The sequence below is a fragment of the Streptomyces sp. LaBMicrA B280 genome, assembly GCF_049222185.1.
Taxonomy (GTDB): domain Bacteria; phylum Actinomycetota; class Actinomycetes; order Streptomycetales; family Streptomycetaceae; genus Streptomyces; species Streptomyces murinus.
On sequence record NZ_JBMJCT010000065.1, the window covers coordinates 19,899 to 46,621 of the forward strand.

The 26,723-nt window shown below is 69.6% G+C and carries 23 protein-coding genes and 1 pseudogene; 14 read left to right on the plus strand and 10 right to left on the minus strand.

The window, feature by feature from the left end:
• The first annotated feature begins 156 nt into the window (after window positions 1–156).
• Window positions 157–945 (plus strand): protein phosphatase 2C domain-containing protein, encoded by a 789-nt coding sequence (locus ACLF5H_RS35895; protein WP_421680186.1) that lies wholly within the window; start codon window positions 157–159, stop codon window positions 943–945.
• 19 nt (window positions 946–964) lie between these two features.
• On the opposite strand, the gene ACLF5H_RS35900 is transcribed toward ACLF5H_RS35895, so the two are convergent.
• Entirely contained in the window at window positions 965–1,456 is a 492-nt protein-coding gene (locus ACLF5H_RS35900) for a MarR family winged helix-turn-helix transcriptional regulator (protein WP_037660260.1), read from the minus strand.
• A 251-nt stretch (window positions 1,457–1,707) separates the two neighbouring features.
• Here ACLF5H_RS35900 and ACLF5H_RS35905 point away from each other — a divergent pair, with 251 nt between their 5' ends.
• Window positions 1,708–2,532: a lysozyme gene (locus ACLF5H_RS35905; RefSeq protein ID WP_421680187.1), complete on the plus strand. Its 825-nt coding sequence runs from the start codon at window positions 1,708–1,710 to the stop codon at window positions 2,530–2,532.
• A 131-nt stretch (window positions 2,533–2,663) separates the two neighbouring features.
• Here the strand turns inward: ACLF5H_RS35905 and lon are convergent, their stop codons facing one another.
• Window positions 2,664–5,084, minus strand: a complete 2,421-nt coding sequence (gene lon / locus ACLF5H_RS35910; protein ID WP_421680188.1) for an endopeptidase La — start codon at window positions 5,082–5,084, stop codon at window positions 2,664–2,666.
• 561 nt (window positions 5,085–5,645) lie between these two features.
• Between lon and ACLF5H_RS35915 the strand changes: the two genes are divergently transcribed.
• On the plus strand, window positions 5,646–5,963 hold the full coding sequence (locus tag ACLF5H_RS35915; protein WP_421680189.1) for a hypothetical protein: 318 nt from the start codon (window positions 5,646–5,648) through the stop codon (window positions 5,961–5,963).
• 463 nt (window positions 5,964–6,426) lie between these two features.
• Here ACLF5H_RS35915 and ACLF5H_RS35920 read toward each other — a convergent pair whose 3' ends face one another.
• From ACLF5H_RS35920 to ACLF5H_RS35930, 3 genes are all read right to left on the minus strand, one after another.
• A complete protein-coding gene (locus tag ACLF5H_RS35920) occupies window positions 6,427–7,689 on the minus strand; it encodes a hypothetical protein (RefSeq protein WP_421680190.1) in 1,263 nt (420 codons plus the stop codon).
• Window positions 7,682–8,173 carry a DUF4365 domain-containing protein gene (locus ACLF5H_RS35925; protein WP_421680191.1) on the minus strand — a complete coding sequence of 164 codons (492 nt, stop codon included), beginning with the start codon at window positions 8,171–8,173 and terminating at the stop codon, window positions 7,682–7,684. Before ACLF5H_RS35925 ends, ACLF5H_RS35920 begins: the two co-directional genes overlap by 8 nt.
• A gap of 342 nt (window positions 8,174–8,515) precedes the next feature.
• On the minus strand, window positions 8,516–9,244 hold the full coding sequence (locus ACLF5H_RS35930) for a rhomboid-like protein (RefSeq protein WP_421680192.1): 729 nt from the start codon (window positions 9,242–9,244) through the stop codon (window positions 8,516–8,518).
• Window positions 9,245–9,430: 186 nt separating this feature from the next.
• Between ACLF5H_RS35930 and ACLF5H_RS35935 the strand changes: the two genes are divergently transcribed.
• The 4 genes and pseudogenes from ACLF5H_RS35935 (at window position 9,431) to ACLF5H_RS35950 (ending at window position 16,156) form a co-directional block, all read left to right on the plus strand.
• Entirely contained in the window at window positions 9,431–10,108 is a 678-nt protein-coding gene (locus ACLF5H_RS35935) for a spermidine synthase (protein ID WP_421680193.1), read from the plus strand.
• Between the two features lie 111 nt (window positions 10,109–10,219).
• Window positions 10,220–10,969, plus strand: a complete 750-nt coding sequence (locus tag ACLF5H_RS35940; protein ID WP_421680194.1) for a response regulator transcription factor — start codon at window positions 10,220–10,222, stop codon at window positions 10,967–10,969.
• Between the two features lie 2 nt (window positions 10,970–10,971).
• Window positions 10,972–12,090, plus strand: coding sequence for an ATP-binding protein (locus ACLF5H_RS35945; RefSeq protein WP_085566513.1), 1,119 nt, complete (start codon window positions 10,972–10,974; stop codon window positions 12,088–12,090).
• A 302-nt stretch (window positions 12,091–12,392) separates the two neighbouring features.
• Window positions 12,393–16,156, plus strand: a pseudogene (locus ACLF5H_RS35950) (multifunctional oxoglutarate decarboxylase/oxoglutarate dehydrogenase thiamine pyrophosphate-binding subunit/dihydrolipoyllysine-residue succinyltransferase subunit).
• Window positions 16,157–16,248: 92 nt separating this feature from the next.
• On the opposite strand, the gene ACLF5H_RS35955 reads toward ACLF5H_RS35950, so the two are convergent.
• The gene (locus ACLF5H_RS35955; RefSeq protein WP_046418474.1) at window positions 16,249–16,428 is read right to left on the minus strand and encodes a DUF6104 family protein; all 180 of its coding nucleotides are present in this window, start codon (window positions 16,426–16,428) and stop codon (window positions 16,249–16,251) included.
• A 191-nt stretch (window positions 16,429–16,619) separates the two neighbouring features.
• On the opposite strand from ACLF5H_RS35955, the gene ACLF5H_RS35960 reads away from it, so the two are divergent.
• Both ACLF5H_RS35960 and ACLF5H_RS35965 read left to right on the plus strand, forming a co-directional pair.
• A complete protein-coding gene (locus ACLF5H_RS35960; RefSeq protein WP_421680195.1) occupies window positions 16,620–17,471 on the plus strand; it encodes a DUF4097 family beta strand repeat-containing protein in 852 nt (283 codons plus the stop codon).
• Window position 17,472: 1 nt separating this feature from the next.
• The gene (locus tag ACLF5H_RS35965; RefSeq protein ID WP_421680196.1) at window positions 17,473–18,447 is read left to right on the plus strand and encodes a PadR family transcriptional regulator; all 975 of its coding nucleotides are present in this window, start codon (window positions 17,473–17,475) and stop codon (window positions 18,445–18,447) included.
• 49 nt (window positions 18,448–18,496) lie between these two features.
• Here the strand turns inward: ACLF5H_RS35965 and ACLF5H_RS35970 are convergent, their stop codons facing one another.
• Both ACLF5H_RS35970 and ACLF5H_RS35975 read right to left on the minus strand, forming a co-directional pair.
• Window positions 18,497–19,462, minus strand: a complete 966-nt coding sequence (locus tag ACLF5H_RS35970; protein ID WP_421680197.1) for a zinc-binding dehydrogenase — start codon at window positions 19,460–19,462, stop codon at window positions 18,497–18,499.
• Between the two features lie 199 nt (window positions 19,463–19,661).
• Complete coding sequence (locus ACLF5H_RS35975; RefSeq protein WP_421680198.1) at window positions 19,662–20,885, minus strand: NAD(P)-dependent malic enzyme; 1,224 nt, start codon at window positions 20,883–20,885, stop codon at window positions 19,662–19,664.
• Window positions 20,886–21,505: 620 nt separating this feature from the next.
• Between ACLF5H_RS35975 and ACLF5H_RS35980 the strand changes: the two genes are divergently transcribed.
• From ACLF5H_RS35980 to ACLF5H_RS35990, 3 genes are read left to right on the plus strand one after another with little or no spacing between them, the layout of a single operon-like run.
• Complete coding sequence (locus ACLF5H_RS35980; protein WP_421680199.1) at window positions 21,506–22,462, plus strand: ABC transporter substrate-binding protein; 957 nt, start codon at window positions 21,506–21,508, stop codon at window positions 22,460–22,462.
• 40 nt (window positions 22,463–22,502) lie between these two features.
• Window positions 22,503–23,435 carry an amino acid ABC transporter permease gene (locus tag ACLF5H_RS35985; protein ID WP_421680200.1) on the plus strand — a complete coding sequence of 311 codons (933 nt, stop codon included), beginning with the start codon at window positions 22,503–22,505 and terminating at the stop codon, window positions 23,433–23,435.
• A complete protein-coding gene (locus ACLF5H_RS35990; protein ID WP_421680201.1) occupies window positions 23,432–24,235 on the plus strand; it encodes an amino acid ABC transporter ATP-binding protein in 804 nt (267 codons plus the stop codon). Before ACLF5H_RS35985 ends, ACLF5H_RS35990 begins: the two co-directional genes overlap by 4 nt.
• Window positions 24,236–24,319: 84 nt before the next feature.
• Here the strand turns inward: ACLF5H_RS35990 and ACLF5H_RS35995 are convergent, their stop codons facing one another.
• The gene (locus ACLF5H_RS35995; RefSeq protein ID WP_421680202.1) at window positions 24,320–25,078 is read right to left on the minus strand and encodes a class I SAM-dependent methyltransferase; all 759 of its coding nucleotides are present in this window, start codon (window positions 25,076–25,078) and stop codon (window positions 24,320–24,322) included.
• A gap of 100 nt (window positions 25,079–25,178) precedes the next feature.
• Here ACLF5H_RS35995 and ACLF5H_RS36000 point away from each other — a divergent pair, with 100 nt between their 5' ends.
• The gene (locus ACLF5H_RS36000; protein WP_421680203.1) at window positions 25,179–25,808 is read left to right on the plus strand and encodes a CGNR zinc finger domain-containing protein; all 630 of its coding nucleotides are present in this window, start codon (window positions 25,179–25,181) and stop codon (window positions 25,806–25,808) included.
• Here the strand turns inward: ACLF5H_RS36000 and sodX are convergent.
• On the minus strand, window positions 25,712–26,146 hold the full coding sequence (gene sodX / locus ACLF5H_RS36005; protein ID WP_421680331.1) for a nickel-type superoxide dismutase maturation protease: 435 nt from the start codon (window positions 26,144–26,146) through the stop codon (window positions 25,712–25,714). The genes ACLF5H_RS36000 and sodX overlap by 97 nt on opposite strands.
• A 145-nt stretch (window positions 26,147–26,291) precedes the next feature.
• Between sodX and sodN the strand changes: the two genes are divergently transcribed.
• Window positions 26,292–26,687 (plus strand): superoxide dismutase, Ni, encoded by a 396-nt coding sequence (sodN, locus tag ACLF5H_RS36010; RefSeq protein WP_421680204.1) that lies wholly within the window; start codon window positions 26,292–26,294, stop codon window positions 26,685–26,687.
• The last annotated feature ends 36 nt before the right edge of the window (window positions 26,688–26,723 follow it).

Here is a 26,723-nt window from a genome sequence, read left to right on the forward strand (position 1 = left end):
ACGCGCGCGAAAGGGTTTGGCAGTATTCGCCACCGCGCTTTTTCGGAGTGACCCATTACCGCCCAAACCAGGCGCCTGACCTGCGCGAGCATGACAATCCGCAGGCGATTGCCGGCCTTCGGGAGAGGCCGTGAAGGGCTCGTGCAGACTGGCCGAATGCGAACTGATCTCGTTTCGGAACCAGGCGACGCGACCCGACCCAACGAGGACTTCGCCGATGTCGGACTACCCGCCTCCGGACAGGGCGGTTGTGTGATCTTGCTGGACGGGGTGACACCGCCCGCCGGGGAGACCGGCTGTCTGCATTCCGTCCCCTGGTTCACCGCCCGGCTCGGCGGGGCCCTGACCGAACTGACCGTTTCTGGCCGAGATCTGACGCCGGCCGACATCCTTTCCCGGGCGATCGAGCGCACCGCGCAGACACATGCGGACACCTGTGACCTTTCTCACCCGCGCACGCCTCAGGCAACCGTGGTCATCGTCCGGTGGTCCGCCGAGACGGTCGAGTACCTGGTCCTCTCCGACTCGGCGCTGCTGCTGCGCTCGCCCGCCGGGGAGGTCACCGCGGTCCTGGACGACCGGCTCGCCCGGCTGCCCCGCTCGGCGCTGGCCACCGACGCCCTGGTGGACGCGAACCTGCGCAACAAGGAGGGCGGTTTCTTCACGGCCGCCGCGGACCCGTCCGTCGCCGCCCGCGCGGTGACCGGCACCGTGCCCCGCGGCGAGGTCGCCGAGCTGGCCGCCCTGACGGACGGCGCGACCCGCTGGACGGAGACGTTCCACCAGGGCGACTGGACCGGTCTGTTCACCGTCCTCGCCGAGGACGGCGCCCGCTCGCTCGTCGACCGGGTACGGCACCTGGAGTCGGCGGACGAGGAGGAGCGGGCGTTTTTGGGGCGGAGCAAGACGCACGACGACGCGACGGTGGTGTACGTCGAGCTGTGACACCTCTTTCAGCCGCGGGTCACTTCTCCATGACGCCGTTCAGCTGGTGCAGCAGCCGGGCCAGCTCGGCCACCTCGCGGCGGTCCCAGTGGGCGAGCTGGCTGACGTACCGGGCGCGGCGGGCCTCGCGGACCGTGCCGACCCGGCGGTGGCCCTCCTCGGTGAGGGTGACGAGCCAGGCGCGGCCGTCCGCGGGGTCGGGCTCCCGGGTGATCAGGCCCAGCTCCTCCAGGGCGCGCAGCTGGCGGGACATGGTGGCCTTGCCGACGCCGAAGTAGCCGGCGAGTTCGGTGGCCCGCCGGCCGCCGTGCTCGTTCAGCCGGATCAGCAGTCCGTACGCGGAGGACTCCAGGTCGGGGTGGACCTCCCGGGCCATCTCGCCCTGGTTGGCGCGGGCGCGTCGCAGCAGTACGGTCAACTCGCGTTCGAGTGCCAGGAATTCCTGGTCTGCACCACTGGGCGTCACCTGCTCGGCGACGCGTGCTTCTGCGCCGTTTCCGTCCTCGTGCACGTCACACCCCTGATCGGTTTCGCGGTCCTGAAAGTTTCTGCCAAACGCCGTCATAGCCGCAGCTCCGTAAGTATTTCGCAGGCGTAGACCAACGGCGGCGGCCGGACCCCCTTCCCACGCCGCTGTCTACGTGCGTAGCTTTTTCGTCAGGGCATTGAATGACATGCCCACGACAGTGCGCCACTTTCGAGGTCACTGCCATGTTCCCCCCACTTTCACCCCACCCTCCCCACCCTCCCCGGAGGCACGTCATGCCCGCGCCCAGACCTCGCTCACTCCGCCCGCGCCCGCTCGCCGTCATGGTCACGGCCCTGCTCGCGGCGATGGCCTGCGCACTCCCCCTCACCACCGCCGAGGCCGCGTCCACGCCCACCCGCGGCACCGCCTACATGGGCGAGACCGTCGCCGCGCACGACGGCACCCACGGCACCCCCACCAGCGGCGACGCCACCCAGACCGAGGGTGTGGACGTCTCCAACTACCAGGGCAGCGTGGCCTGGTCGACGCTGTACGGCAGCGGGGTCCGCTGGGCCTACACGAAGGCGACGGAGGGCACGTACTACACGAACCCCTCCTTCACCCAGCAGTACAACGGCTCGTACAACGTGGGCATGATCCGCGGCTCGTACCACTTCGCCACCCCGGACACCACCAGCGGCGCCACCCAGGCGAGCTACTTCGTCGCGCACGGCGGCGGCTGGTCCAAGGACGGCAAGACCCTGCCGGGCGTGCTCGACATCGAGTGGAACCCGTACGGCGCCGACTGCTACGGCAAGACGGCGAGCCAGATGGTCAGCTGGATCGCGGACTTCCTGAACACGTACAAGTCCCTCACCGGCCGGGACGCCGTGATCTACACCGCCACCAGCTGGTGGACCGAGTGCACCGGCAACTACGCCGGCTTCGCGGCCAACAACCCGCTGTGGGTCGCCCGCTACGCCTCGTCCGTGGGGACGCTGCCGGGCGGCTGGTCGTACTACACGATGTGGCAGTACACCTCCTCCGGCGCGACCGTCGGCGACCACGACTACTTCAACGGCGCGCTCGACCGCGTCCAGGCGCTCGCCAACGGCTGACGGCCGGGGCGGCCACCGGGCGTCATCGGCCGACGCCCCGCCACGCCCGGCTCACCGAGCCGGGCGTGCGCACGGCGAGGACCCGGGCCTCCCTCACGGGACCCGGGCCCTGCCCTTCCCCGAAGCGTCCGTCACGCCGCCAGGGGAACCTCCGGCGCCGCCGCGTCGGCCGCGGGCACCAGCGCCAGCTCCAAGACCTGGCGGACGTCGGTCACGGTGTGCACGTCGAGCTTGTCCAGCACCTCGGCCGGGACGTCGTCCAGGTCGGCCTCGTTGCGCTTGGGGATGATCACGGTGGTCACCCCGGCGCGCTGCGCGGCGAGCAGCTTCTGCTTCACCCCGCCGATCGGCAGCACCCGGCCGGTCAGCGAGACCTCACCGGTCATCGCCACGTCCGTGCGCACCTGACGGCCGGAGAGCAGCGAGGCCAGCGCGGTGGTCAGGGTGACACCCGCGCTCGGGCCGTCCTTGGGGACCGCGCCCGCCGGGAAGTGGATGTGCACGCCCCGGTCCTTCAGATCGGTCACCGGCAGCTCCAGTTCGGCGCCGTGGCTGCGCAGGAAGCTCAGCGCGATCCGCGCCGACTCCTTCATCACATCGCCCAGCTGACCGGTCAGGGTCAGCCCCGCCGCGCCGGTCTCCGGGTCGGCGAGGGACGCCTCCACGAAGAGCACGTCGCCGCCCGCGCCGGTGACCGCGAGCCCGGTCGCCACCCCGGGCACGGCCGTACGGCGCTCGGCCGGGTCCTGCGCCGACTCGGGCACATGGTGCGGCCGCCCGATCAGGGCGCGCAGGTCGTCGTCCGCGACGGTGCACGGCAGCTCCCGCTCGCCCAGTTCGTGCTGGGCCGCGACCTTGCGCAGCAGCCGGGCGATCGAGCGCTCCAGATTGCGCACGCCCGCCTCCCGCGTGTACTCGCCCGCGAGCTTGCGCAGCGCGCTCTCCGCCAGCATGACCTCGCCGGAGTCGAGCCCGGCCCGCTCCAGCTGGCGCGGCAGCAGGTGGTCCCGGGCGATGACGACCTTCTCGTCCTCGGTGTAGCCGTCCAGACGGACGATCTCCATCCGGTCGGCGAGCGCCTCCGGGATCGCCTCCAGGACATTGGCGGTGGCCAGGAAGACGACGTCGGACAGGTCGAGTTCGACCTCCAGGTAGTGGTCGCGGAAGGTGTGGTTCTGCGCCGGGTCGAGCACCTCCAGGAGGGCGGCGGCCGGGTCGCCCCGGAAGTCCGAGCCCACCTTGTCGATCTCGTCCAGGAGCACGACCGGGTTCATGGACCCGGCCTCCTTGATCGCGCGCACGATCCGGCCGGGCAACGCGCCGACATACGTACGGCGGTGACCGCGGATCTCGGCTTCGTCGCGGACGCCGCCGAGCGCGACGCGGACGAACTTGCGGCCCATGGCGTGCGCGACCGACTCGCCCAGGCTGGTCTTGCCGACACCGGGCGGGCCGACCAGCGCGAGCACCGCGCCCCCGCGCCGCCCGCCGATCACCCCGAGTCCGCGGTCGCCGCGCCGCTTGCGCACGGCCAGGTACTCGGTGATGCGCTCCTTGACGTCCTCCAGGCCCGCGTGTTCCGCGTCGAGGACCGCCTTGGCGCCCCGGATGTCGTACGCGTCCTCGGTCCGCTCGTTCCAGGGCAGTTCGAGGACGGTGTCCAGCCAGGTGCGGATCCAGCTGCCCTCCGGCGACTGGTCGGAGGACCGCTCCAGCTTGTCGACCTCCTTGAGCGCGGCCTCGCGGACCGTCTCCGGCAGGTCGGCGGCCTCCACCCGGGAGCGGTAGTCGTCGGACTCCGCGCCCTCCTGGTCGCCGTTCAGCTCGCGCAGCTCCTTGCGGACGGCCTCCAGCTGACGGCGCAGCAGGAACTCGCGCTGCTGCTTGTCGACGCCCTCCTGGACGTCCTTGGCGATGGTCTCGGCCACGTCCTGCTCGGCGAGGTGGTCGCGCAGCTGCTGCGTGGCGAGCTTGAGGCGGGCCACCGGGTCGGCGGTCTCCAGGAGTTCGACCTTCTGCTCGGTGGTGAGGAAGGGCGAGTAGCCGGAGTTGTCGGCGAGCGCGGAGACGCCGTCGATGGCCTGGACGCGGTCCACGACCTGCCAGGCGCCGCGCTTGCGCAGCCAGCTGGTGGCGAGTGCCTTGTATTCCTTGACGAGTTCGGCGACCTGGCCGGGCAGCGGCTCGGGCAGGCTCTCGTCCACCTCGGCGCCCTCGACCCACAGGGCGGCGCCCGGTCCGGTGGTACCGGCGCCGATGCGGACGCGGCTTCGGCCGCGGATCAGCGCGCCGGGGTCGCCGTCGGCCAGCCGGCCCACCTGCTCGACCGTGCCCAGCACACCGGTCCTGGCGTACGTGCCGTCCACCCGGGGCACCAGCAGCACCCTTGGCTTGCCGGGTTCCGAACGCGCGGCGGCCTGTGCGGCCTCCACCGCGGCGCGGACCTCGGCATCGCTCAGGTCCAGCGGAACCACCATGCCGGGCAGCACGACCTCATCGTCGAGCGGCAGCACGGGCAGGACGAGCGTGAACGCCGATGACTCAGCAGCCATGATCTCCCCTTCGGCAGTCAACTTGAGTTATGCCGACTCAATGTCTGTCGCCGGGGGAATGTTCCCAACGGGGCGTTCGCTGTCAGCGATCGCCTTGTCGGTTGGCCCTTGACCTGGCTCTCTTCAGCTTTGCAGCTTCATGCTTCGTCTGGTCTCTTGTCTTGCAGAGTGCCCTTTCGTCGCGGGCTCTGGTTAGAGTCACGACAGGTTCGTTGGGGGTACTGCCGGAGTTCCGCCCCCCGCTAGTGGATGCCTGGCACTCCGGCTCGGGACCCTCGCGCCGGTACGCGCGTTCAAGTCGTACAGGGGTCAGCGGCATCTGCCGGGCCTGTGGTGGTCGTCCACGATGGGCGGGCGAGCCGGGTACGAGTCCTGGCTGGAGCGTGACCACGTGATGCTCCTGGACTTCGACTCGTCGGTGGCGTGAATCTCGTCTCAGCTGTTCTGGCGATCAGATGCGAGCAAGGGCATCTCGCATGCGCCGGACTACTTCGCCCGCTGCGAGAACGGCACGGGGTGGTGGTCGATTGCCGTCCGGCGGAACGGCACGAGCCTCGGGACGTGGTGAAGTTCGGGGCGCCGCAGGCAGCCTGCATCCAGGTGGGATGGGAGTTCCGGCTGGTCGGGGCACCGGACGCGATCGTGATGGGCAATGTGCGCCGGCTGGCGGGCTACCGCCGCTCCCGCCACCGGCTAGAGCCCGTGGCCACCGAGTCGCTGGCCGTGTTCGCCGAGCCACAGCCGCTGGTGCCGGGAGCCTCAGCGGGGGACTCGATCGGAATGCTGCCGGTGCTGTTCCACCTGCTGCGGTCGCACGAGCTGACGGTGGATGTCTCGGTGCCGATGTCAGCTGTCGCGCTGGTGTCAGCCGGGCTATGAAGGTGATGGCCGGGCAGGGCAAGCCGGTGTTGCGGCCAGGGGGCTGGATCACCTACGACAACGGAGAACACCAGGTGGTGGCGCTCGCCGACGTCCGTGCGGCTGCGGTCGGCGACGGGAGCTCGGTGGTGCTGGCTTCGCTGTCACCGGCGCAGAGCCACTGCCCGCAGTGGAGCTGTCCAGGTTGCTCGCGACGTTGCCGGAGCCGGTGCGGGAGGCGGCGCGCGAATGGGAACGGCACATGGTGGAGATCGAGACGGGACCCCCTGCCGGTCGTGCGACGTCCGGCAGGGGTCTGGGGGCTATTGGACCAGCGGGCGATCCATGCCTGGCAGGCGAAGGGGCGAGCGGACGCCCGGCTGGTCGCGGCCATCGGGGAGGCCCTGGAAGCGGAGACACACACCTCTGCACCAACATGCCGAGCCGGTCGCAGGCCCACAGGAACTGGTGAAGCCGACCAGCCTCATGAAGAGGTCGCACCTAAATCCGTGTCGTCGATGCTCATCTGCCCCTGGGTGATTTGCGGTTGTTCCATAGCCTCAACGTGCAGCAAGGCATCCAAGTGACCAACCGTGCGCACAACGCTGGCGTCGTAGAGCCAATGCAGATTACCTTCACGCTCTAGTCGGCCGTAGACCTGTAGGCCGAGGTTCTCCTCGTAGGCGTGAATAGCCTCATAGTACTGATCCTCGTCTGCCAGCCGTACTCGCACCTTTCGGGGTTGCCCTCCCATGACGTTGTCGACGCCGAAGACGCCTGGACCATCGGCTTCCTTGCGGGCCAGTAGGTGAACTCGTCCGGTCACGGTCACAAAGCCGGAGTCCTCTGCCGCGGCCAGCCGATGTGCAGCCTTCTCAAGGATGGGGGCATCGCCACCAGAGAATTCGTATCGCGATACAGGTTCCTCGAATCCTCCCGGCACAGAGGTGTCCCATTCAATCGTGATGTCCGAACCATCCGAGTGCTCGGCGATGCCGAGAATCGCGGTTGCCATCTCGTATGACACCCCCTCTCGCACGCCGGCGTCAAAACCTGTGAGCGATCCGCTGGAGCGATAGTGATCGATGGCTTCGGCGGTCGCGGACAGGGCTCTCACTACGGCATGGCTCACGTCTCGACCGTACGGTCCCACTGCCGCGCCCAAATCCAAGGACGGTGAGGCGGCAGAAAGTTTGCGCAGCGGTACGGTCGTTGCCGAGGGAGCGAAAGCCTTGACGATGTAGCTGCCCGGCTCTGTCTGCCCCATAAGTACGGAGTCGAGGTAGCGGTTGGCGAACTGGCCGTGCCGGTTGCCGAAGTGCCGCGTCTGGTCGATGTACGACTTGGCGCCTGCAACCAGAGTGCGGCGAGCGGATGAGATGAGCCGCTCGCCCTCTCGCCAGGAAATCAGGCCACTGGGGAAGGCCGCCTCCCTGCGGAAGCGGAACTCATCCGTAGGGTCGGTGAAGAGCCGTGGCGCGATCGACCGGGCCCACAGACTTCGGAAGTTGGGAGCAGTGACCTGCTGGAGCAGGCTTTGCAGAACCTCGATGTACTCCGGCGCTTCACGGTCCAGCGGTACGACAAACGATCCGGCTCGGGCGTCGGGCTCACCAGGAGGAGCGAGGCGGTTGTAGATGCCACTGCGCCTGCCGACGAGTGTCCAGCCTGCTTCAGTCATGAGCGTGGTGAGCCGCGTCGGATCGACGCGCCACAGATCGAGTTCGGTCGACGCCAACTCAGGCATGGAGCGACTCACCCCTCTCGATCTTTTCCATGATGGCGGTCAGTGCCCCGGCGTTGAAGAGGTTGGAAGTGGGAACATGAACCGACGGCTTCTCGGCCGGAGGGACTGTCATCCCCTCAAGGCTCATCCAGTAGCAGGCTTGCATGACCTCCAAGTGCGTGTGGGCTGTCCGTGTCCACTCCGCCTGCCCCTTGGGTATGGCCATGACGACCAAGAGGGACTTCATGCCCAAGCGAGGGCGTACGAGACGCTCCATGTATTCCCGCTTCTCGAAGCGGTAACGAAACGACTCCGCATTGCCGTCGATGGCTATCTGGGTCGTGCTCTTCATCTGGACGTAGAAGCTCGTCTCCTCCCCCAGAGGGTCGGAGGACGTGCGCACCAGCATGGCGTCGGCGCCGAACATGTCTCGGCCCTGTTTGATGAAAAGACAGCCTGCGGTCGCCGCAACGCTCTGCATGTAGCCCTCCTGGAGCTGCTCCATGCAGGTGGTAAACGTGCGTCGATCGACAGGCTCTGTTATGCCGCCCCTCACAGCTTGCGCCATGGGCGCCCCCCTCTGGTTGCCCCTCCCCCAGTGAGCGCAGCATACGGTCCCCTCTCAGCCGGCCGTCCAGCCCCTGTTGCCTCACACTATTGACTGCCACTGACAAGTGGACCGCCGTAAGGCGGGACGAGCGATCGAGCATCCCCGCCCTCCGGCAACGCCGGATTGATCTGCACACGCTTGTGCCGACCGCGCAGACAAAACCTCCATCGCGCCGGCCGCGGCCACCGTCCCATACAGACTCCTGTGGCACTGGGCATCAGTGCAGGCGAGGCGGCCTCAAGGGGTCTCGGCGGCCGCCCAGCGGCGTATGACGGGCCATGTCGACACGCCGATCGTCAGCGCGATCAGATGGCCCCAGTTCGTCATGGGGTCCGTATAGGCGAGCAGGTCGTTGAGCAGGAGGCCCGCCGTACCGGCGAGCAGCGGCCATCCCAGCCAGGGGCGCAGGAGGCCGGCCAGGGCGCCCGTGCTCGCGGCGACGCCGAAGCTGATGCCGTAGTCCAGGCGGTGCAGGGAGGTCTCAGGGAGATGCCCGGCGAGGACCGCGAGGCCCACCGGGACCTCCGTCGCCAGGGTCGCCAGGACATGACCGGTGAGGAAGACACAGGCGGCCCGCGCACCCCCTATCCGGCGCTCCAGCGCGGTGAGCACCAGGACGAACGCGACCGCGTACGGCGAGACGAGCCCGCCCGCGATCCACAGCGCGCTGGTCAGCAGCACCACCGCGGGCGAGCGCACCAGGTGGGCCACGTCCGTGCTGGAGCCCTGATAGAGGGCGTACACCAGGGAGGGCGGCGCCTTCGCCGCGACCAGGGAGGTGACGGCCAGCAGTGCCGCGTAGCCGAAGGTGAACGGCGTCCGGGCGGGCGTCGGCAGCAGCGGCCAGGGGCGCGCGAGCGGCATCGCGAGACGCCGGGCGGGCGGCGGCGCGGGCAGCACGGACCGCTGGCGGGGCACACCGTCCAGCAGGTCCGCGCCCACGGTCTTCGGCGCGATCCGTTCCACGGTGGCGCTCCTTCCGTTCCGCCCCACCCTCCGTGCTGGAGGAAGCCGCTGTCCACGTCCGGAGCCCGGGGAGAGCGATTTCACGGCAACCTCATAAGTTCCGGCCACGTCCGGCACCCCCCGCCCCACGGGCCCGACATCCGTAATTGCCGTGAAAGCAAAGCCCTGTTCAAGCAGGATGGACCCATGGCTGCCCCAGACGACTCCCCCGTGGTGCTGGACCGGCGCGAGGGGCCGTACGGCGAGGTGGTGCTGCGCAGACACGGCACGCTGCTCCAGATCATCGCCAACGGCTGTTTCCTCATGGACACTTCGGACGGCCGCTCGGAGCGGCTGCTGATCGACGCGGCGTACGACGCCCTCGACGGGCGCCCGGCACCGGCCGTGCTGATCGGCGGGCTCGGCGTCGGATTCTCACTCGCACACGCGTCCGACGATCCTCGCTGGGGACGGATCACGGTCGTGGAGCGGGAGCCCGCCGTCGTCGACTGGCACCGCGCCGGACCCCTGTCCGAACTGACCCGCGGCGCACTGGCCGACCCGCGCACCGGGATCGTCCGAGACGACCTCGTCCGTTACGTCAATGAGACATCGGACACGTTCGACGCCCTGTGCCTGGACATCGACAACGGGCCCGGATGGACGGTCACCGAGGACAACGAAAGCCTGTACTCACCGGCCGGACTGGCCGCCTGCGCACGGGTGTTGAGACCGGGCGGGGTGCTTGCCGTATGGTCGGCGAAGCCGTCTCCGGAATTTGAAGGAACCTTGCGGAATGCCGGGTTCCGACGGGTGCGTACCGAAGAGGTGCCCGTTGCCCGGGGAGTTCCGGACGCCGTGCACCTCGGCGTCCGCCCTGGATAGCGACGGCACCGCCGATCCCCGTAGGGTGCTGCCCTGACGCGGATCTTTCGCGTCGAGCGCAGACATGGGATCACCCCACGGGTTCCGGAAAGCAACAAGCAGGGGCGGGCGATGGAGCAGACACACACCTCCCAGAGCGGCACGGCGGCGACGACGACCACCACTCCGGGCGCCCAGCGCCGGGTACTGGTCGTCGAGGACGACACCACGATCGTCGACGCCATCGCGGCCCGGCTCCGCGCCGAGGGCTTCCTCGTGCAGACCGCGGCCGACGGACCGGCCGCGGTGGACACGGCCGAGGCGTGGCAGCCCGACCTGCTGATCCTCGACATCATGCTGCCCGGCTTCGACGGCCTGGAGGTCTGCCGGCGCGTACAGGCCCAGCGCCCGGTGCCGGTGCTGATGCTCACCGCGCGGGACGACGAGACGGACATGCTGGTCGGGCTCGGCGTCGGCGCCGACGACTACATGACCAAGCCGTTCTCCATGCGCGAGCTGGCCGCGCGGGTGCATGTGCTGCTGCGCCGGGTGGAGCGGGCCGCCATCGCCGCCTCCACGCCCCGCTCCGGCATCCTGCGCCTCGGCGAGCTGGAGATCGACCACGCGCAGCGCCGGGTGCGGGTGAAGTCCGAGGACGTCCATCTGACGCCCACCGAGTTCGACCTGCTGGTGTGCCTGGCCAACACCCCGCGCGCGGTGCTCTCCCGTGAACAGCTGCTGGCCGAGGTCTGGGACTGGGCGGACGCCTCCGGCACCCGCACCGTCGACAGCCACATCAAGGCGCTGCGCCGCAAGATCGGCGCCGAGCGCATCCGCACCGTGCACGGTGTGGGCTACGCGCTGGAGACGCCGAACCCGTGAGCGTGAGCGGGCGCCAGGCCGCACGGCGGAGCCCCCGGGCCCGCACGGAGGACCCGTGGGGCGGCGTACGCCCGTTCTCGATCAAGACCAAGCTGACCGCGCTGGTGGTCATCGCGGTGCTGATCACCACCGGTCTGTCGATCGTCGCGGTGCACACCAAGACGGAGCTGCGCTTCATCACGGTGTTCTCGATGATCGCCACCCTGCTGATCACCCAGTTCGTGGCGCACTCGCTCACCATGCCGCTGGACGAGATGAACACCGTCGCCCGCGCCATCTCGCAGGGCGACTACACCCGCCGGGTGCGCGAGAGCAGACGGGACGAACTGGGCGACCTGGCGCAGACGATCAACGTCATGGCCGACGAGCTGGAGGCCCAGGACCGGCAGCGCAAGGAGCTGGTCGCGAACGTCTCCCATGAGCTGCGCACCCCGATCGCGGGACTGCGCGCCGTGCTGGAGAACATCGTCGACGGGGTCACCGAGGCCGATCCGGAGACCATGCGGACGGCCCTGAAGCAGACCGAGCGGCTCGGCCGCCTGGTGGAGACCCTGCTGGACCTGTCCCGGCTCGACAACGGCGTCGTACCGCTGAAGATGCGGCGCTTCGAGGTGTGGCCGTACCTGTCGGGCGTACTGAAGGAGGCCAACATGGTCGCCTCGGCGCGCGCGGGCATGGCCACCGGCTCCGGCAGCCACACCCGTACCGACGTCCATCTGCACCTGGACGTCTCCCCGCCGGAGCTGACCGCGCACGCGGACCCCGAGCGCATCCACCAGGTCGTCGCCAATCTGATCGACAACGCGGTCAAGCACAGCCCGCCGCACGGCCGGGTGACCGTGAAGGCGCGGCGCGGGCCCCAGCCGCACTCGCTGGAGCTGGAGGTCCTGGACGAGGGTCCGGGCATCCCGCGCTCGGAGTGGCACCGGGTCTTCGAGCGGTTCAACCGGGGCGCCGTGACCCGGCCGCACGGTCCGGGCAGCGACGGCGGCACGGGCCTCGGGCTGGCGATCGCCCGCTGGGCGGTGGATCTGCACGGCGGCCGGATCGGGGTGGCCGAATCAGAGCGCGGCTGCCGGATCATCGTCACCCTTCCGGGAGCGAACTCCGCTTCAAGTTGACGTAAAGTTCCAGCGAAGGCTCAAGATCCACGGCTGCCCGCGCCGTCTTCGCGCAGCTGGGCACGTGTGGAGCGACACAGGCCCGCGCCGCCCCGCAGATGCCGGGGGCGCAGGGCCGGGCAAGTGCACCCTCGTACATCCGGAACCACGCTTGTTTCCCGCCATTTCAAGCCCTGAAACAAGATTTTCGGTGTGACTTACACGACGATGAACGGGCCCGACCTGACCTTCACCGTCTCCAAGGCGTAGCCTTTATTCCCGCTGTCCATCACCTTGTGAAGCGGAAGAGGGCGGTTGCCGCCGTGTCGCCACAGTCCCCCAGTAACTCGAGCATCTCCACCGACGACCAAGCCACCGGGAAGAACCCCGCGGCCGCGTTCGGCGCGAACGAGTGGCTCGTCGACGAGATCTATCAGCAGTACCTCCAGGACCCGAATTCGGTAGACCGTGCCTGGTGGGACTTCTTCGCCGATTACAAGCCGGGCGCGCCTGCCACGCCCGCGCCGGCGGGTACTGCGGCCGCGGGGGTCGCAGCGACCCCCACCCCGGCGCCCCAGGCCGCTCCGGCGCCCCGCCCGCCGCAGCTCCGGCCGCGGCTCCCGCGGCGAAGACGGCCCCCTCCCCGGCCAAGCCGGCGCAACCCGCACAGGCGCCCGCTCAGCCCAAGGCGCAGGCCGCTCCCGCCGCCGAGGCCCCCGCGGGTCCCGAGCAGATCACTCTGCGCGGCCCGGCCGCCGCGGTCGCGAAGAACATGGACGCCTCGCTGGAGATGCCGACCGCCACCTCGGTCCGCGCCGTCCCGGTGAAGCTGCTGTTCGACAACCGCATCGTCATCAACAACCACCTCAAGCGCGCCCGCGGCGGGAAGATCTCCTTCACGCACCTCATCGGGTACGCGATGGTGCAGGCCATCAAGGCCATGCCGGCGATGAACCACTCGTTCACCGTCAAGGACGGCAAGCCGACGCTGGTCAAGCCGGCCCACGTCAACCTCGGTCTCGCCATCGACCTGGTCAAGCCCAACGGCGACCGCCAGCTCGTCGTCGCGGCGATCAAGAAGGCCGAGACGCTGAACTTCTTCGAGTTCTGGCAGGCCTACGAAGACATCGTCCGCCGCGCCCGCGAGGGCAAGCTGACCATGGACGACTTCACCGGTGTCACGGTCTCCCTGACCAACCCCGGCGGCCTGGGCACCGTGCACTCCGTGCCGCGTCTGATGCCCGGCCAGGCCGTGATCATGGGCGTCGGCTCCATGGACTACCCGGCCGAGTTCCAGGGCACCAGCCAGGACACCCTGAACAAGCTCGGTGTCTCCAAGGTCATGACCCTCACGTCGACCTACGACCACCGGGTCATCCAGGGCGCCGCCTCCGGCGAGTTCCTGCGCCAGGTCGCCAACCTGCTGCTCGGCGAGAACAAGTTCTACGACGAGATCTTCGAGGCGCTGCGCATCCCCTACGAGCCGGTCCGCTGGCTCAAGGACATCGACGCGTCCCACGACGACGACGTCACCAAGGCCGCGCGCGTCTTCGAGCTGATCCACTCCTACCGGGTCCGCGGCCACGTCATGGCCGACACCGACCCGCTGGAGTACCGCCAGCGCAAGCACCCCGACCTGGACATCGTCGAGCACGGTCTCACCCTGTGGGACCTGGAGCGCGAGTTCGCCGTCGGTGGTTTCGCCGGCAAGTCGATGATGAAGCTGCGCGACATCCTCGGGGTGCTCCGCGACTCGTACTGCCGCACCACCGGCATCGAGTTCATGCACATCCAGGACCCCAAGCAGCGCAAGTGGATCCAGGACCGGGTCGAGCGCGGCCACGCCAAGCCGGAGCGCGAGGAGCAGCTGCGCATCCTGCGCCGGCTGAACGCCGCCGAGGCGTTCGAGACCTTCCTGCAGACGAAGTACGTCGGCCAGAAGCGCTTCTCCCTGGAGGGCGGCGAGTCCGTCATCCCGCTGCTGGACGCGGTCATCGACTCCGCCGCCGAGTCCCGCCTGGACGAGGTCGTCATCGGCATGGCCCACCGCGGCCGTCTGAACGTGCTCGCCAACATCGTCGGCAAGTCGTACGCGCAGATCTTCCGCGAGTTCGAGGGCAACCTCGACCCGAAGTCGATGCACGGCTCCGGCGACGTGAAGTACCACCTGGGCGCCAACGGCACCTTCACCGGCCTGGACGGCGAGCAGATCAAGGTCTCGCTGGTCGCCAACCCCTCCCACCTGGAGGCGGTCGACCCGATCCTGGAGGGCGTCGCCCGCGCCAAGCAGGACATCATCAACAAGGGCGGCACGGACTTCACCGTCCTGCCGGTGGCGATCCACGGCGACGCGGCCTTCGCGGGCCAGGGCGTGGTGGCCGAGACCCTGAACATGTCGCAGCTGCGCGGCTACCGCACCGGCGGCACCGTGCACATCGTCATCAACAACCAGGTCGGCTTCACCGCGGCCCCCGAGTCCTCGCGTTCCTCCATGTACGCGACGGACGTGGCCCGCATGATCGAGGCCCCGATCTTCCACGTGAACGGCGACGACCCGGAGGCCGTCGTGCGCGTGGCGCGGCTCGCCTTCGAGTTCCGCCAGGCGTTCAACAAGGACGTGGTGATCGACCTCATCTGCTACCGCCGCCGCGGTCACAACGAGTCGGACAACCCGGCCTTCACCCAGCCGCTGATGTACGACCTGATCGACAAGAAGCGCTCGGTGCGCAAGCTCTACACCGAGTCCCTGATCGGTCGCGGCGACATCACCCTGGAAGAGGCCGAGCAGGCCCTCCAGGACTACCAGGGCCAGCTGGAGAAGGTCTTCACGGAGGTCCGCGAGGCCACCGCGCAGCCGGCCGCCGGTGCCCCCCAGGAGGCCCAGGACGGCTTCCCGGCCGCGGTCCCGACCGCCATCTCCGCCGAGGTCGTCAAGCGGATCGCCGAGTCCCAGGTCAACATCCCCGAGCACATCACCGTGCACCCGCGGCTCCAGCCGCAGCTCCAGCGCCGTGCGGCGATGGTCGAGGACGGCACCATCGACTGGGGCATGGGCGAGACCCTGGCCATCGGCTCCCTGCTGCTCGACGGCACCCCGGTCCGGCTCGCCGGCCAGGACTCCCAGCGCGGCACCTTCGGCCAGCGCCACGCGGTGCTGATCGACCGGGAGACCGGCGAGGAGTACACCCCGCTCCAGTACCTCGCCGAGGACCAGGCGCGGCTGAACGTCTACAACTCGCTGCTGTCCGAGTACGCGGCCATGGGCTTCGAGTACGGCTACTCGCTCGCGCGTCCCGACGCGCTGGTGATGTGGGAGGCCCAGTTCGGCGACTTCGTCAACGGCGCCCAGACGGTCGTCGACGAGTTCATCTCCTCGGCCGAGCAGAAGTGGGGCCAGACCTCCGGCGTCGTCCTGCTGCTGCCGCACGGCTACGAGGGCCAGGGCCCGGACCACTCGTCCGCGCGCCCGGAGCGGTTCCTCCAGCTGTGCGCCCAGAACAACATGACGGTGGCCATGCCCACCTCGCCGTCGAACTACTTCCACCTGCTGCGCTGGCAGGTGCACAACCCGGCCCACAAGCCGCTGGTCGTCTTCACCCCGAAGTCGATGCTGCGCCTGAAGGCCGCCGCCTCCAAGGCGGAGGAGTTCACGACGGGCGGCTTCCAGCCGGTCATCGGCGACGCGACCGCCGAGGCGGCCGCGGTCCGCAGGGTCGTCTTCTGCTCCGGCAAGGTCTACTACGACCTGGAGGCCGAGCGTAAGAAGCGCGGCGCCACGGATACGGCGATCATCCGCATCGAGCGCCTGTACCCGCTGCCGGGTGCCGAGCTCCAGGCGGAGGTCAACAAGTACCCGAACGCCGAGAAGTACCTGTGGGTCCAGGAGGAGCCGGCGAACCAGGGTGCCTGGCCGTTCATCGCGCTCAACCTGATCGACCACCTCGACCTGGCGGTCGGCGCGGACATCCCGGCCGGCGAGCGGCTACGGCGCATCTCGCGCCCGCACTCCTCGTCCCCGGCGGTGGGCTCCGCCAAGCGCCACCAGGCCGAGCAGGAGCAGCTGGTGCGTGAGGTGTTCGAGGCGTAAGCCTGCGGCACGACAACGCCGAGGGCCCGGTTCCGTACGGAACCGGGCCCTCGGCGTTTTTCCGCCCCCGCTTACTTGTCGTCCTACTCGTCCTACTCGTCGTCCTCGTCGTCGAGGCGGGCGAGCCAGGTGGCCAGGCGCTCCACGGGCACCTCGAAGTCGGGGTTGAGATCCACGAAGGTGCGCAGCTGCTCGGCGAGCCACTCGAAGGTGACCTCCTGCTCGCCGCGCCGCTTCTCCAGCTCCTCGATGCCGCGGTCGGTGAAGTACATGGGGTTGCGTCTCCTGGTGTGCGTATGCGCCCGGGCCGATGGGACAGGCGTCGGCGTCGTCACCAGCCTAAGCAATGCGCGGGGCGGTGTTCCCGAAAGAGTGTCTTGACTTCGGGGAGCCACGATATATCGTGTTTGTGGACAGACGCGATATGGCGCGTCGCGATCGTGTACGGCCGAGGAGGTCCCCCATGTCCGAGTGGTCCGTCGCCGAGCCACAGAAGCTGACGTTCGAGGCCCCGGTGAGCACCCTCCAGGTGCGCATCGCGGGCGGCACGGTGAATGTGATGGGAACCGAGGAGGGCCCCGCCCGCCTGGAGGTCTCGGACATAGAGGGCCCCCCGCTCCTGGTGACCCACGAGAACGGCGTCCTGACGGTGGGGTACGAGGACCTGACCTGGCAGGGCTTCACCAAGTTCCTGGACCGCAAGCGCTGGCGCCGCAGCGCGGTCGTCTCCCTCGCGGTCCCGGCGGACGCCCGGGTGGAGGTGGGCACGGTCGGCGCCGGTGCGGTGATCTCCGGCGTCCGGGGCCCGGCGGTGGTCCGGGGCGTCACCGGTGACACCGCGCTGGTCGGCCTCTCCGGACCGGTCCAGGCGAACACCGTGTCCGGGAACCTGGAGGCGCAGGCGGTCACCGGCGAGCTGCGCTTCACCTCGGTCTCCGGGGACCTGACCGTGGTCGAGGGCTCGGGCCCCGTGGTGCGGGCCGACTCGGTCAGCGGCTCGATGATCGTGGACCTGGACCCGGAGGGACCGACGGACGTCCACCTCACCAGCGTCTCGGGCGAGATCGCCATCAGGCTGCCGCACCCGGCGGACGCGGAGGTGGAGGCGAACACGGCGAGCGGCCGGATCTCCAACGCCTTCGACGGACTGCGGGTGCACGGCCAGTGGGGCGCCCACAAGATCACCGGTCGGCTGGGCGCGGGCACGGGACGGCTGCGGGCCACCACGGTCTCCGGCGCGATCGCCCTGCTCCGGCGCCCCGACCGGTCGCCCGACGGCCCGACCGACGGCCTGACCGACAAGAAGGTGCTCTGACATGCCCCCCGTCTTCGCTCACGGACGCCTGCGCCTGTACCTGCTCAAGCTGCTGGACGAAGCCCCGCGCCATGGCTACGAGGTGATCCGCCTTCTGGAGGAGCGCTTCCAGGGGCTGTACGCGCCCTCGGCGGGCACCGTCTATCCCCGGCTGGCCAAGCTGGAGGCCGAGGGCCTGGTCACCCACACCACCGAGGGCGGCCGCAAGGTGTACGCCATCACGGACGCCGGCCGCGCCGAACTGGCGGACCGCAGTGGCGAGTTGGCCGATCTGGAGCTGGAGATCCGCGAGTCGGTGGCGGAGCTGGCGGCCGAGATCAAGGCCGATGTGCGGGGCGCGGCCGGTGATCTGCGCCGGGAGATGCGCGCCGCCGCGACCGAGGCCCACGGGGGTGCCGACGCCGGGGACGCCGGGGCCCCCGGGGACGACAAGGACGCCTGGCGCGCCGCCAAGGAGGAGATGCGCCGGGTCAGGCAGGAGTGGAAGGAGCAGGCCCGCCGCGCCAAGGACGAGAGCCGCCGGGCCCGCGAGGAGGCCCAGCGCGCCCGCCACCAGGCCCAGGAGGCGCAGGCCCGCGCCCGTGCCCAGGCGCAGGAGGAGATGCAGCGGGTCGCCCGCCGCGTCCAGGACCACTTCGCGCGCGGCAACTGGCCCGCGGGCGTCCGCGAGGGCCTGACCGAACTGGCCCGGGAACTGGGCGACCTGAGCAAGGACTGGACCAGCCCCCGCCCGGCCCCGGCCCCGACCTACACCACGACGGACTTCCCCGCCGAGTACGTCCCCTCCTGGACGCACGAACCCCCCACCGACAACCCCGCCCGCGACCTCGACCGGCTGCTGGACCGCTTCCGCGACGACATCCGCGATCTGTCCCGCGACCACGGCGTGACCCCGGACCAGCTCCGGACGGCCCGGGAGCGGTTGTCGCGCGCGGCGGCGGAGATCACCTCGGTCCTGCGCCCGCCGAAGGGATAGCGAAGGGCGGGCCCGGCACCCCGGACCCGCCCGCGCCCCGCCAACAAGGTCAGGACGTGGTCAGTACGATCTTCCCGAACTGCCCGCCGGACTCCATCCGTTCGAAGCCCTCGCGGGCGCGGTCCATCGGAAGCACCTCGTCGATGACGGGCCGTACGCCGGTCGTGGCGCAGAAGGAGAGCAGGTCCTCCAGCTCGTCCTTGGTGCCCATGGTGGAGCCGACGACCTTCAGTTCGAGGAAGAAGATCCGGGTCAGCTCGGCGTGCGAGGGCCGGTCGCCGCTGGTCGCGCCGGAGATGACGATCGTCCCGCCGGGGCGCAGCGACTTCACCGAGTGCGACCAGGTCGCGGCGCCCACGGTCTCGATGACCGCGTCCACCCGCTGCGGCAGCCGCGCCCCGCTCTCCACCGCCTCCACCGCGCCCAGCTCCAGGGCCCGCTTCCGCTTCGCCTCGTCCCGGCTGGTGGCGAACATCTTCAGCCCCGCCGCCCTGCCGAGCACGAGCGCGGCCGTGGCGACCCCGCCGCCCGCGCCCTGCACCAGGACCGAGTCCCCGGGTCGTACCCCCGCGTTGGTGAACAGCATCCGGTACGCCGTCAGCCACGCGGTGGGCAGACAGGCGGCCTCGGCGAAGGACAGTTCCTTCGGCTTGGGCAGGACGTTGAAGGTCGGTACGGCGACCTGTTCGGCGAAGGTGCCCTGGTAGCGCTCGGTCAGGATGGAGCGCGGCTCCTTCGGGCCGACGCCGTGGCCGGTCTGGCCGATGACGGAGTGCAGGACGACCTCGTTGCCGTCCGCGTCGACCCCGGCGGCGTCGCAGCCGAGGATCATCGGCAGCCGGTCCTCCGGGAGGCCGACGCCCCGCAGGGACCAGAGGTCATGGTGGTTGAGGGAGGCGGCGCGCACATCGATGGTGCTCCAGCCGGGGCGGGCCTCGGGAGCCGGACGCTCCCCCAACTCAAGGCCGGACAGCGGCTGGTCGCGGTCGATTCGGGCGGCGTAGACGGCGAACATGCTGCCGACGATAGGTGTGCCGGGCGGCCAGGGGAACCGGGCCGCGCTGTGACACATGCCCTCTTGCACGAGGGCACCCGGGCGGCGCGGTTCGCCACAGGGCCGTTCCAGAGGCATCTCGCGACACGAGATCCAGGCGGGCCGGGGGGAGAAGGAAATGGCCCCGCCCGGGACACGGGCGGGGCCATCTCTACCGGCGTCAGCGACGCGCGACACCCTCCGCGCGAGCCGCCGCGGCCACCGCCGCGGTGACCGCCGGAGCGACCCGCTCGTCGAACGGCGACGGGATCACATAGTCCGCCGCGAGATCGTCACCGACCACCGAGGCCAGCGCCTCGGCCGCCGCGATCTTCATGCCCTCGGTGATCCGGGAGGCCCGCACCTGGAGCGCGCCCGCGAAGATGCCGGGGAAGGCCAGCACGTTGTTGATCTGGTTCGGGAAGTCCGAGCGCCCGGTGGCCACGACCGCCGCGTACTTGTGCGCGACCTCGGGGTGCACCTCGGGGTTCGGGTTGGCCATCGCGAACACGAAGGCACCCTCGGCCATACCGGCCACGGCCTCCTCGGCGACGGTGCCGCCGGAGACGCCGATGAAGACGTCCGCGCCCTTGAGCGCGTCCGCCAGCGTGCCGCTGAGACCGGCCTTGTTGGTGAAGCCGGCCAGCTCGCGCTTGACCGGGGTCAGGTCCTCGCGGTCCGCGGAGACGACGCCCTTGCGGTCCGCCACGGCCACATCGCCGATGCCGGCCTCGACCAGCATCTTGGCGATGGCGACACCGGCCGCGCCGGCGCCCGAGATCACGGCGCGCAGCTGTCCGATCTCCCGGCCGCTGAGCCGCGCCGCGTTGCGCAGCGCCGCCAGCGTCACCACGGCGGTGCCGTGCTGGTCGTCGTGGAAGACCGGGATGTCCAGGCGCTCCTGGAGGCGGCGCTCGATCTCGAAGCACCGGGGCGCCGAGATGTCCTCCAGGTTGACTCCGCCGAAGGAGGGAGCGAGCCGGACGACGGTCTCCACGATCTCGTCCACGTCGGTGCAGTCGAGCGCGATCGGCACCGCGTCGACGCCGCCGAACTGCTTGAACAGGATCGCCTTGCCCTCCATCACGGGGAGGGAGGCCTGGGGACCGATGTCCCCGAGTCCGAGCACCGCCGTACCGTCGGTGACGACGGCGACGACGGAGGACTTCCATGTGTAGTCGTTGACCAGCTCCGGCTGTTCCGCGATCGCGGTGCACACGCGAGCGACGCCGGGCGTGTACGCGAGGGAAAGGTCGTCCTTGTCGCGGACCGGCACGGTGGCTTGCACAGCCATCTTGCCGCCGCGGTGCAGAGCGAACACCGGATCGAAGGAATCGAGGGGCTCGGCCCCGCCGTCCTGGTCCGTACCGATGTCGCTGCGAGGATTGACGATCTCCGCTGCCACTTGTTCTACCCCTTAGGTATGCATGGTTTGAGGGTCGACCACTCCTGGTGAGGGGTGGGCGGGCACCGCGCAGGGCCCGATTGCGGATACGCACGGGTCATGCGCGACGGGCGCGCCGCACACGCGCCCTGGGCCCCGGATGAGGGGTGTAAAGAACCTTCTTACCGGACGGACGGCGCTCACGACGAGTCCAAAAGGTGCAAGGTCACATCTCGGAACCAGTTCGCCACACAGAGATGACATCTCGCTGACGGCCGCGCTGACGGCGACGCGGGGCTCCGGGACTCGGCGGGGGCCCGGACGGCTGCGGCGGGCGTACGACACGGTCGTACGACACCCACATGTCCGGTCGTCCACATGTTGAGATGTGCCGGAGGTTCTCCGGCGGTGGGACGGGATTCGCGCAGGTGGCCCGGTGCGGTATGGCACCGAGAGACCAAGGATGTACCGACCTGATGGGGTTCGGGGGTCACCCGTTATCCGATTTTGACATATCGGCGCCCCTGAATGGCGTAGTCCGAATGGCAAGATGCCGTAAACCCGCGAGGTCGCGCCACCCAATGGTGTGTGTTCTCGTCTACCCAGCGGCAAACTCTTCGCATACGCCGGAGGAATCCACGATGACCGCACGTTCCACCCGTCGTTCGACCGCCACGCGTCCCCGGCTGGCTGCGGTCGGTGCGATCGCGGTCGCAGGCGCCCTGCTGCTCACCGGCTGCGGTGACCAGACGAAGGACAAGAGCAACGACTCCGGCGGCACCGCGTCCGGTGCCCCGCTCGCGAGCAAGCTCCCGCAGTCCATCCGCGGCAAGGGCAAGATCCTGGTCGGCTCGGACATCGCGTACGCCCCGGTGGAGTTCAAGGACTCCAGCGGCAAGGCCGTCGGTCTGGACCCGGACCTCGCCGCCGCGCTGGGCAAGCAGCTCGGGGTGACCTTCGAGTTCCGCAACGGCACCTTCGACGCCCTGCTCACCGGCCTGCGTTCGGGCCGCTACGACATAGCCATGTCGGCCATGACCGACAACAAGGACCGCCAGCAGGGCATCGACCCGGACACCGGCAAGAAGGTCGGCGAGGGCGTCGACTTCGTCGACTACCTGACCGCCGGCGTCTCGATCTACACGCGCAAGGGCGACACCCAGGGCATCACCGGCTGGTCCGACCTGTGCGGCAAGAAGATCGCCGTCGAGCGCAGCACCGTCTCGGAGGACCTGGCCAAGGCCGAGGCCAAGAAGTGTCCGGCCGGCAAGAAGCTCTCCATCGAACCCTTCGACGACGACCAGCAGTCCCAGACCCGGCTGCGCTCGGGCGGCGTGGACGCGGCCTCCTCCGACTTCCCGGTCGCGGCGTACGCGGCGAAGACCTCGGGCGGCGGCAAGGACTTCCAGATCGTCGGCGACCAGGTCTCGGCGGCGCCGTACGGCATCGCGGTCTCCAAGGAGTCCGGCCAGCTGCGGGACGCGCTCAAGGCCGCGATGGACGCGATCATCAAGAACGGCGAGTACCAGAAGATCCTCGAGAAGTGGGGCGCCCAGGACGGCGCCGTCAAGGAATCCGTGATCAACGGCGGCAAGTGACCCGCGGCGTACCCAGCGGCCACCGAGAGGCAGCACATCCGTGACTGACATAGAGAAGACGGCCGGGGGGCAGGGCACTCCCCCGGCCGGCCCGGAAGCCATCCGGGCCATCCCGGTGCGGCACTACGGACGCTATGTGTCCGCCGTCGTCGCCATCGCGATCCTCGTCGCGATCATCAACGCCTTCAGCCAGGGCAAGATCAACTGGCATGCGGTGCCGGAGTACTTCTTCGACCACCGGATCATGACCGGTGTCAGCAAAACGCTTCTGCTGACGGTCCTCTCGATGCTGATCGGCATCGTCGGCGGCGTCGTCCTGGCCGTCATGCGGCTCTCGAAGAACCCGGTGACCTCGTCCATCGCGTGGTTCTACATCTGGTTCTTCCGCGGCACCCCGGTCCTGGTCCAGCTGTTCCTGTGGTTCAACCTGGGCCTGGTCTTCGAGTACATCAACCTGATGCCCTTCTACAAGGACTACTGGTCGAACTTCATGACGCCGCTGCTGACGGCGCTGCTCGGCCTGGGTCTGAACGAGGCGGCGTACATGGCCGAGATCTGCCGGGCGGGCCTGCTCGCGGTGGACGAGGGCCAGACCGAGGCGGCCCAGGCGCTGGGCATGAGCCACGCGAGGACGCTGCGCCGGGTGGTCATCCCGCAGGCGATGCGGGTGATCGTGCCGCCGACCGGCAACGAGGTCATCAACATGCTGAAGACGACCTCGCTCGTGGCGGCCGTCCAGTATCCCGAACTGTTCCGCTACGCCCAGGACATCGGCCAGAACTCCGGCGCCCCGGTGGAGATGTACTTCCTGGCCGCGGCCTGGTACCTGATCATGACCTCGGTGCTCAGCGTGGGCCAGTACTACATCGAGCGGTACTACGCCCGCGGTTCCAGCCGCAGCCTCCCGCCCACCCCGTGGCAGAAGGTCAGGGCGCATCTGACGACCTTCTCCAGCAGGAAGGTCATGGCATGAGCGACAAGCTGAGCAAGCCGGACTCGGTGGCCGCGGACACCGCCGCGATGGTCCGGGCGGAGGGCGTCCACAAGTCGTTCGGGCATGTGGAGGTGCTCAAGGGCATCGATCTGGAGGTGCGCCCCGGCGAGGTGTTCTGCCTCATCGGCCCCTCGGGCTCGGGCAAGTCCACCTTCCTGCGGTGCATCAACCACCTGGAGAAGATCAACGCCGGGCGGCTGTACGTCGACGGCGAGCTGGTCGGCTACCGCCAGAAGGGCGGCAAGCTGTACGAGCTCAAGGACAGCGAAGTCGCCATGAAGCGCCGGGACATCGGCATGGTCTTCCAGCGCTTCAACCTGTTCCCGCACATGACGGCGCTGGAGAACGTCATGGAGGCGCCGGTCCAGGTCAAGGGCGTGGCCAAGGGCGAGGCGCGGGAGCGTGCCGGGCAGCTCCTGGAGCGGGTGGGCCTGGCCGACAAGGCGGGCAACTACCCCTCGCAGCTCTCCGGCGGCCAGCAGCAGCGGGTGGCGATCGCGCGGGCGCTCGCGATGGACCCCAAGCTGATGCTGTTCGACGAGCCGACCTCGGCCCTGGATCCGGAGCTGGTCGGCGATGTCCTGGACGTCATGCGCGACCTCGCCGAGTCCGGGATGACGATGGTCGTCGTCACCCATGAGATGGGTTTCGCCCGCGAGGTGGGCGACAGCCTGGTGTTCATGGACGGCGGTGTCGTGGTCGAATCCGGCCATCCGCGGGACGTGTTGACGAATCCGCAGCACGAGCGGACCCAGTCGTTCCTGTCGAAGGTTCTGTAACCGACCGCGAGACGAACGGACGGGGGAAGGGTCGGTGCGCGCACCGACCCTTCGCCCGTCCCCCGTCCGCCCTTGCCCGAGGCCCTACTTGAGGGCGAGGACCAGACTGTCCGACGGGGAGCACCACACGGGCCTGGCCTCGGCGAAGCCCCTCTCCCGCAGGGTGCGCGCGTGCCAGTCCGCGGAGGGCATGTCGCCGTCGGCGTGCTCGCCGTAGATCTCGAAGCGGCGGGCGGTCGGCTCGGCGAGCACCGGGTCCTTCGCCGCGACCTGCCACCACTCGGCCCAGTCCAGGGCGCCGTCCCGCTTGGCCTGATCCATACGGGCGTGCCGCTGGGCGCGCTCGGCCGCGTTGATCCGGGGCGTGCTGTCGTCGATCATGTGGTCCGCGTTCATGAACACACCGCCGGCGCGGACGAGTTCCGCGATCCGGCCATAGAGGTCCGCGAGGGGTTCGCTGTGCAGCCAGTGCAGGGCCGTCGCGGTCAGCACGGCGTCGTACGACTCGTACGGCAGCCCCGTCGCCCAGTCGGGGTCCTTGAGATCGGCGGTCACGAAGGAGACCCGGTCGTCGCCCTCGAAGGTGCCGCGCGCGATGGCGAGCAGGGCCGGGTCGAGGTCGACGCCGGTGCTGGTGGCCTCGGGGAACCGCGCCAGCAGCCGGGCGGTGATGCTGCCGGTGCCGCAGGCGAGGTCGAGCACGCGGGGCGCCGTACCGACGAGGGCCTCGACCATGTCGAGCATGATCCGGAAGCGGTCCTCACGGTCCGGCATGTACCACTCCTGCTGCCGGTCCCAGCTGTTCTGCCAGGCCGCCCAGTCGGTTCCGGTACTCGTGGTCATGGAGCCCGCCTTTCCCCTCGCTCGCGTAATACCCTGGATGCACGATCGACTGTTACCCGACCGCTGGTACGACGATAGAGCGCGCCCGTAAGGACTACAAGTGGAACTGGCCTATTACTCGGATTACGCCGTACGACTCGTCAACACCGAGGAACCGACCCGGGGCAAGGACTGCCTGACCTCGGTCGAGGCCATCCGTGACCTCTTCGGCGTCAACGCGTCCGCGGCCCGCCGTGCCACCGACGCCGATGTCACCCGCTTCCGTTCGGTCCGGGCCCGGCTGCGCTCGGTGTTCGAGGCGGCCGACGGGGGCGACGAGACGCTCGCGGTGGACCTGCTGAACTCGCTGCTGCTGGAGTTCCCGGTCAGCCCCCAGATCTCCGGCCACGACCACCGGGACGAGGACGACCGCCCGCTGTGGCACATGCACCTGGCCGACCACCCCTCCAACGCCACCGCGGGCTACGCGGCGATCGCGGCGATGGGTCTCGCCTTCCATCTCACCGAGTACGGCGTCGACCGGCTCGGCCTGTGCCAGGCGGCCCCCTGCCGCAACGCCTACCTGGACACCTCGACCAACCGCTCCCGGCGCTACTGCTCCGACCGCTGCGCCACCCGCGCGAACGTGGCCGCCTACCGGGCCCGCAAGCGCCTGGAGGCCGACCGGTCCCCGAGCAGCGGCCGTACGGCCGAGAAGGCCCAGCCCAGCACGGCCAGCGGCGAACGCTGACCGGCCCTGAACGGCCGCACCCGCAGCCAGGCCCGGCCCAGCACCAGCTCCTGCGGCACCACCCCGTAATCAGTGCTGTCCCCACCCGCGTACGGGTTGTCCCCGAGCACCCACCAGCCGCCCTCGCGCCGCTCCACGGCCCGCTTGACCACCAGCAGATCCTGCTGGAACGGATGCCGCAGTACGACGATGTCACCGGGCCGGACGACGCCCCCGTACCGCACCAGCAGCTGATCGCCGTGCTGGAGCGTGGGCACCATGGACGGCCCCGTCACCTCGGCCAGCCCGAACGGCGCGGGCGACCTGCCCCGCTCACCCTCCTGCGACAGCTCCGGCATTCCCGGCACCTCCCCGGTCCGTTCCTCCACCAGTCTCAGTCTGACCCCGGACTTTTGTCCTAAGCCTTGGGGGGCACTCAGGAAAACAGGTCCCTCAGGGAGTAATCTCGCCCTTGAGAAGACGATCACGAGGAAGGAATGCTCCATGCTTTCCCGCCTGTTTGCCCCCAAGGTCAAGGTCAGCGCCCACTGCGACCTGCCCTGCGGCGTGTACGACCCGGCCCAGGCCCGCATCGAGGCGGAGTCGGTCAAGGCCGTCCAGGACAAGATGGCCGGCAACGACGACCCCCACTTCCAGGCCCGCGCCACCATCATCAAGGAGCAGCGCGCGGAGCTCGCGAAGCACCACGTCTCCGTCCTCTGGAGCGACTACTTCAAGGCCCCGCACTTCGAGAAGTACCCCGAGCTGCACCAGCTGGTCAACGACACCCTGAAGGCCCTCTCGGCCGCCAAGGGCTCCACCGACCCGGCGACGGGCCAGAAGGCGCTCGACTACATCGCCCAGATCGACAAGATCTTCTGGGAGACGAAGAAGGCCTGACCCTTCCTCTCCCACCGCAAGGGGGTCCCGTCGGCA

Bases quoted from the DNA above. Each gene is read 5' to 3' on its own strand.
- ACLF5H_RS35935 (WP_421680193.1), top strand. From the start codon at position 9,431: ATGGCTGCCCCAGACGACTCCCCCGTGGTGCTGGACCGGCGCGAGGGG.
- sodN (WP_421680204.1), top strand. From the start codon at position 26,292: ATGCTTTCCCGCCTGTTTGCCCCCAAGGTCAAGGTCAGCGCCCACTGC.
- ACLF5H_RS35965 (WP_421680196.1), top strand. From the start codon at position 17,473: ATGCCCCCCGTCTTCGCTCACGGACGCCTGCGCCTGTACCTGCTCAAG.
- lon (WP_421680188.1), bottom strand. From the start codon at position 5,084: ATGGCTGCTGAGTCATCGGCGTTCACGCTCGTCCTGCCCGTGCTGCCG.
- ACLF5H_RS35925 (WP_421680191.1), bottom strand. From the start codon at position 8,173: ATGGAGCAGCTCCAGGAGGGCTACATGCAGAGCGTTGCGGCGACCGCA.
- ACLF5H_RS35905 (WP_421680187.1), top strand. From the start codon at position 1,708: ATGCCCGCGCCCAGACCTCGCTCACTCCGCCCGCGCCCGCTCGCCGTC.
- ACLF5H_RS35995 (WP_421680202.1), bottom strand. From the start codon at position 25,078: ATGACCACGAGTACCGGAACCGACTGGGCGGCCTGGCAGAACAGCTGG.
- ACLF5H_RS35990 (WP_421680201.1), top strand. From the start codon at position 23,432: ATGAGCGACAAGCTGAGCAAGCCGGACTCGGTGGCCGCGGACACCGCC.
- ACLF5H_RS35955 (WP_046418474.1), bottom strand. From the start codon at position 16,428: ATGTACTTCACCGACCGCGGCATCGAGGAGCTGGAGAAGCGGCGCGGC.
- ACLF5H_RS35920 (WP_421680190.1), bottom strand. From the start codon at position 7,689: ATGCCTGAGTTGGCGTCGACCGAACTCGATCTGTGGCGCGTCGATCCG.
- sodX (WP_421680331.1), bottom strand. From the start codon at position 26,146: ATGCCGGAGCTGTCGCAGGAGGGTGAGCGGGGCAGGTCGCCCGCGCCG.
- ACLF5H_RS35960 (WP_421680195.1), top strand. From the start codon at position 16,620: ATGTCCGAGTGGTCCGTCGCCGAGCCACAGAAGCTGACGTTCGAGGCC.
- ACLF5H_RS35940 (WP_421680194.1), top strand. From the start codon at position 10,220: ATGGAGCAGACACACACCTCCCAGAGCGGCACGGCGGCGACGACGACC.
- ACLF5H_RS35980 (WP_421680199.1), top strand. From the start codon at position 21,506: ATGACCGCACGTTCCACCCGTCGTTCGACCGCCACGCGTCCCCGGCTG.
- ACLF5H_RS35970 (WP_421680197.1), bottom strand. From the start codon at position 19,462: ATGTTCGCCGTCTACGCCGCCCGAATCGACCGCGACCAGCCGCTGTCC.
- ACLF5H_RS35895 (WP_421680186.1), top strand. From the start codon at position 157: ATGCGAACTGATCTCGTTTCGGAACCAGGCGACGCGACCCGACCCAAC.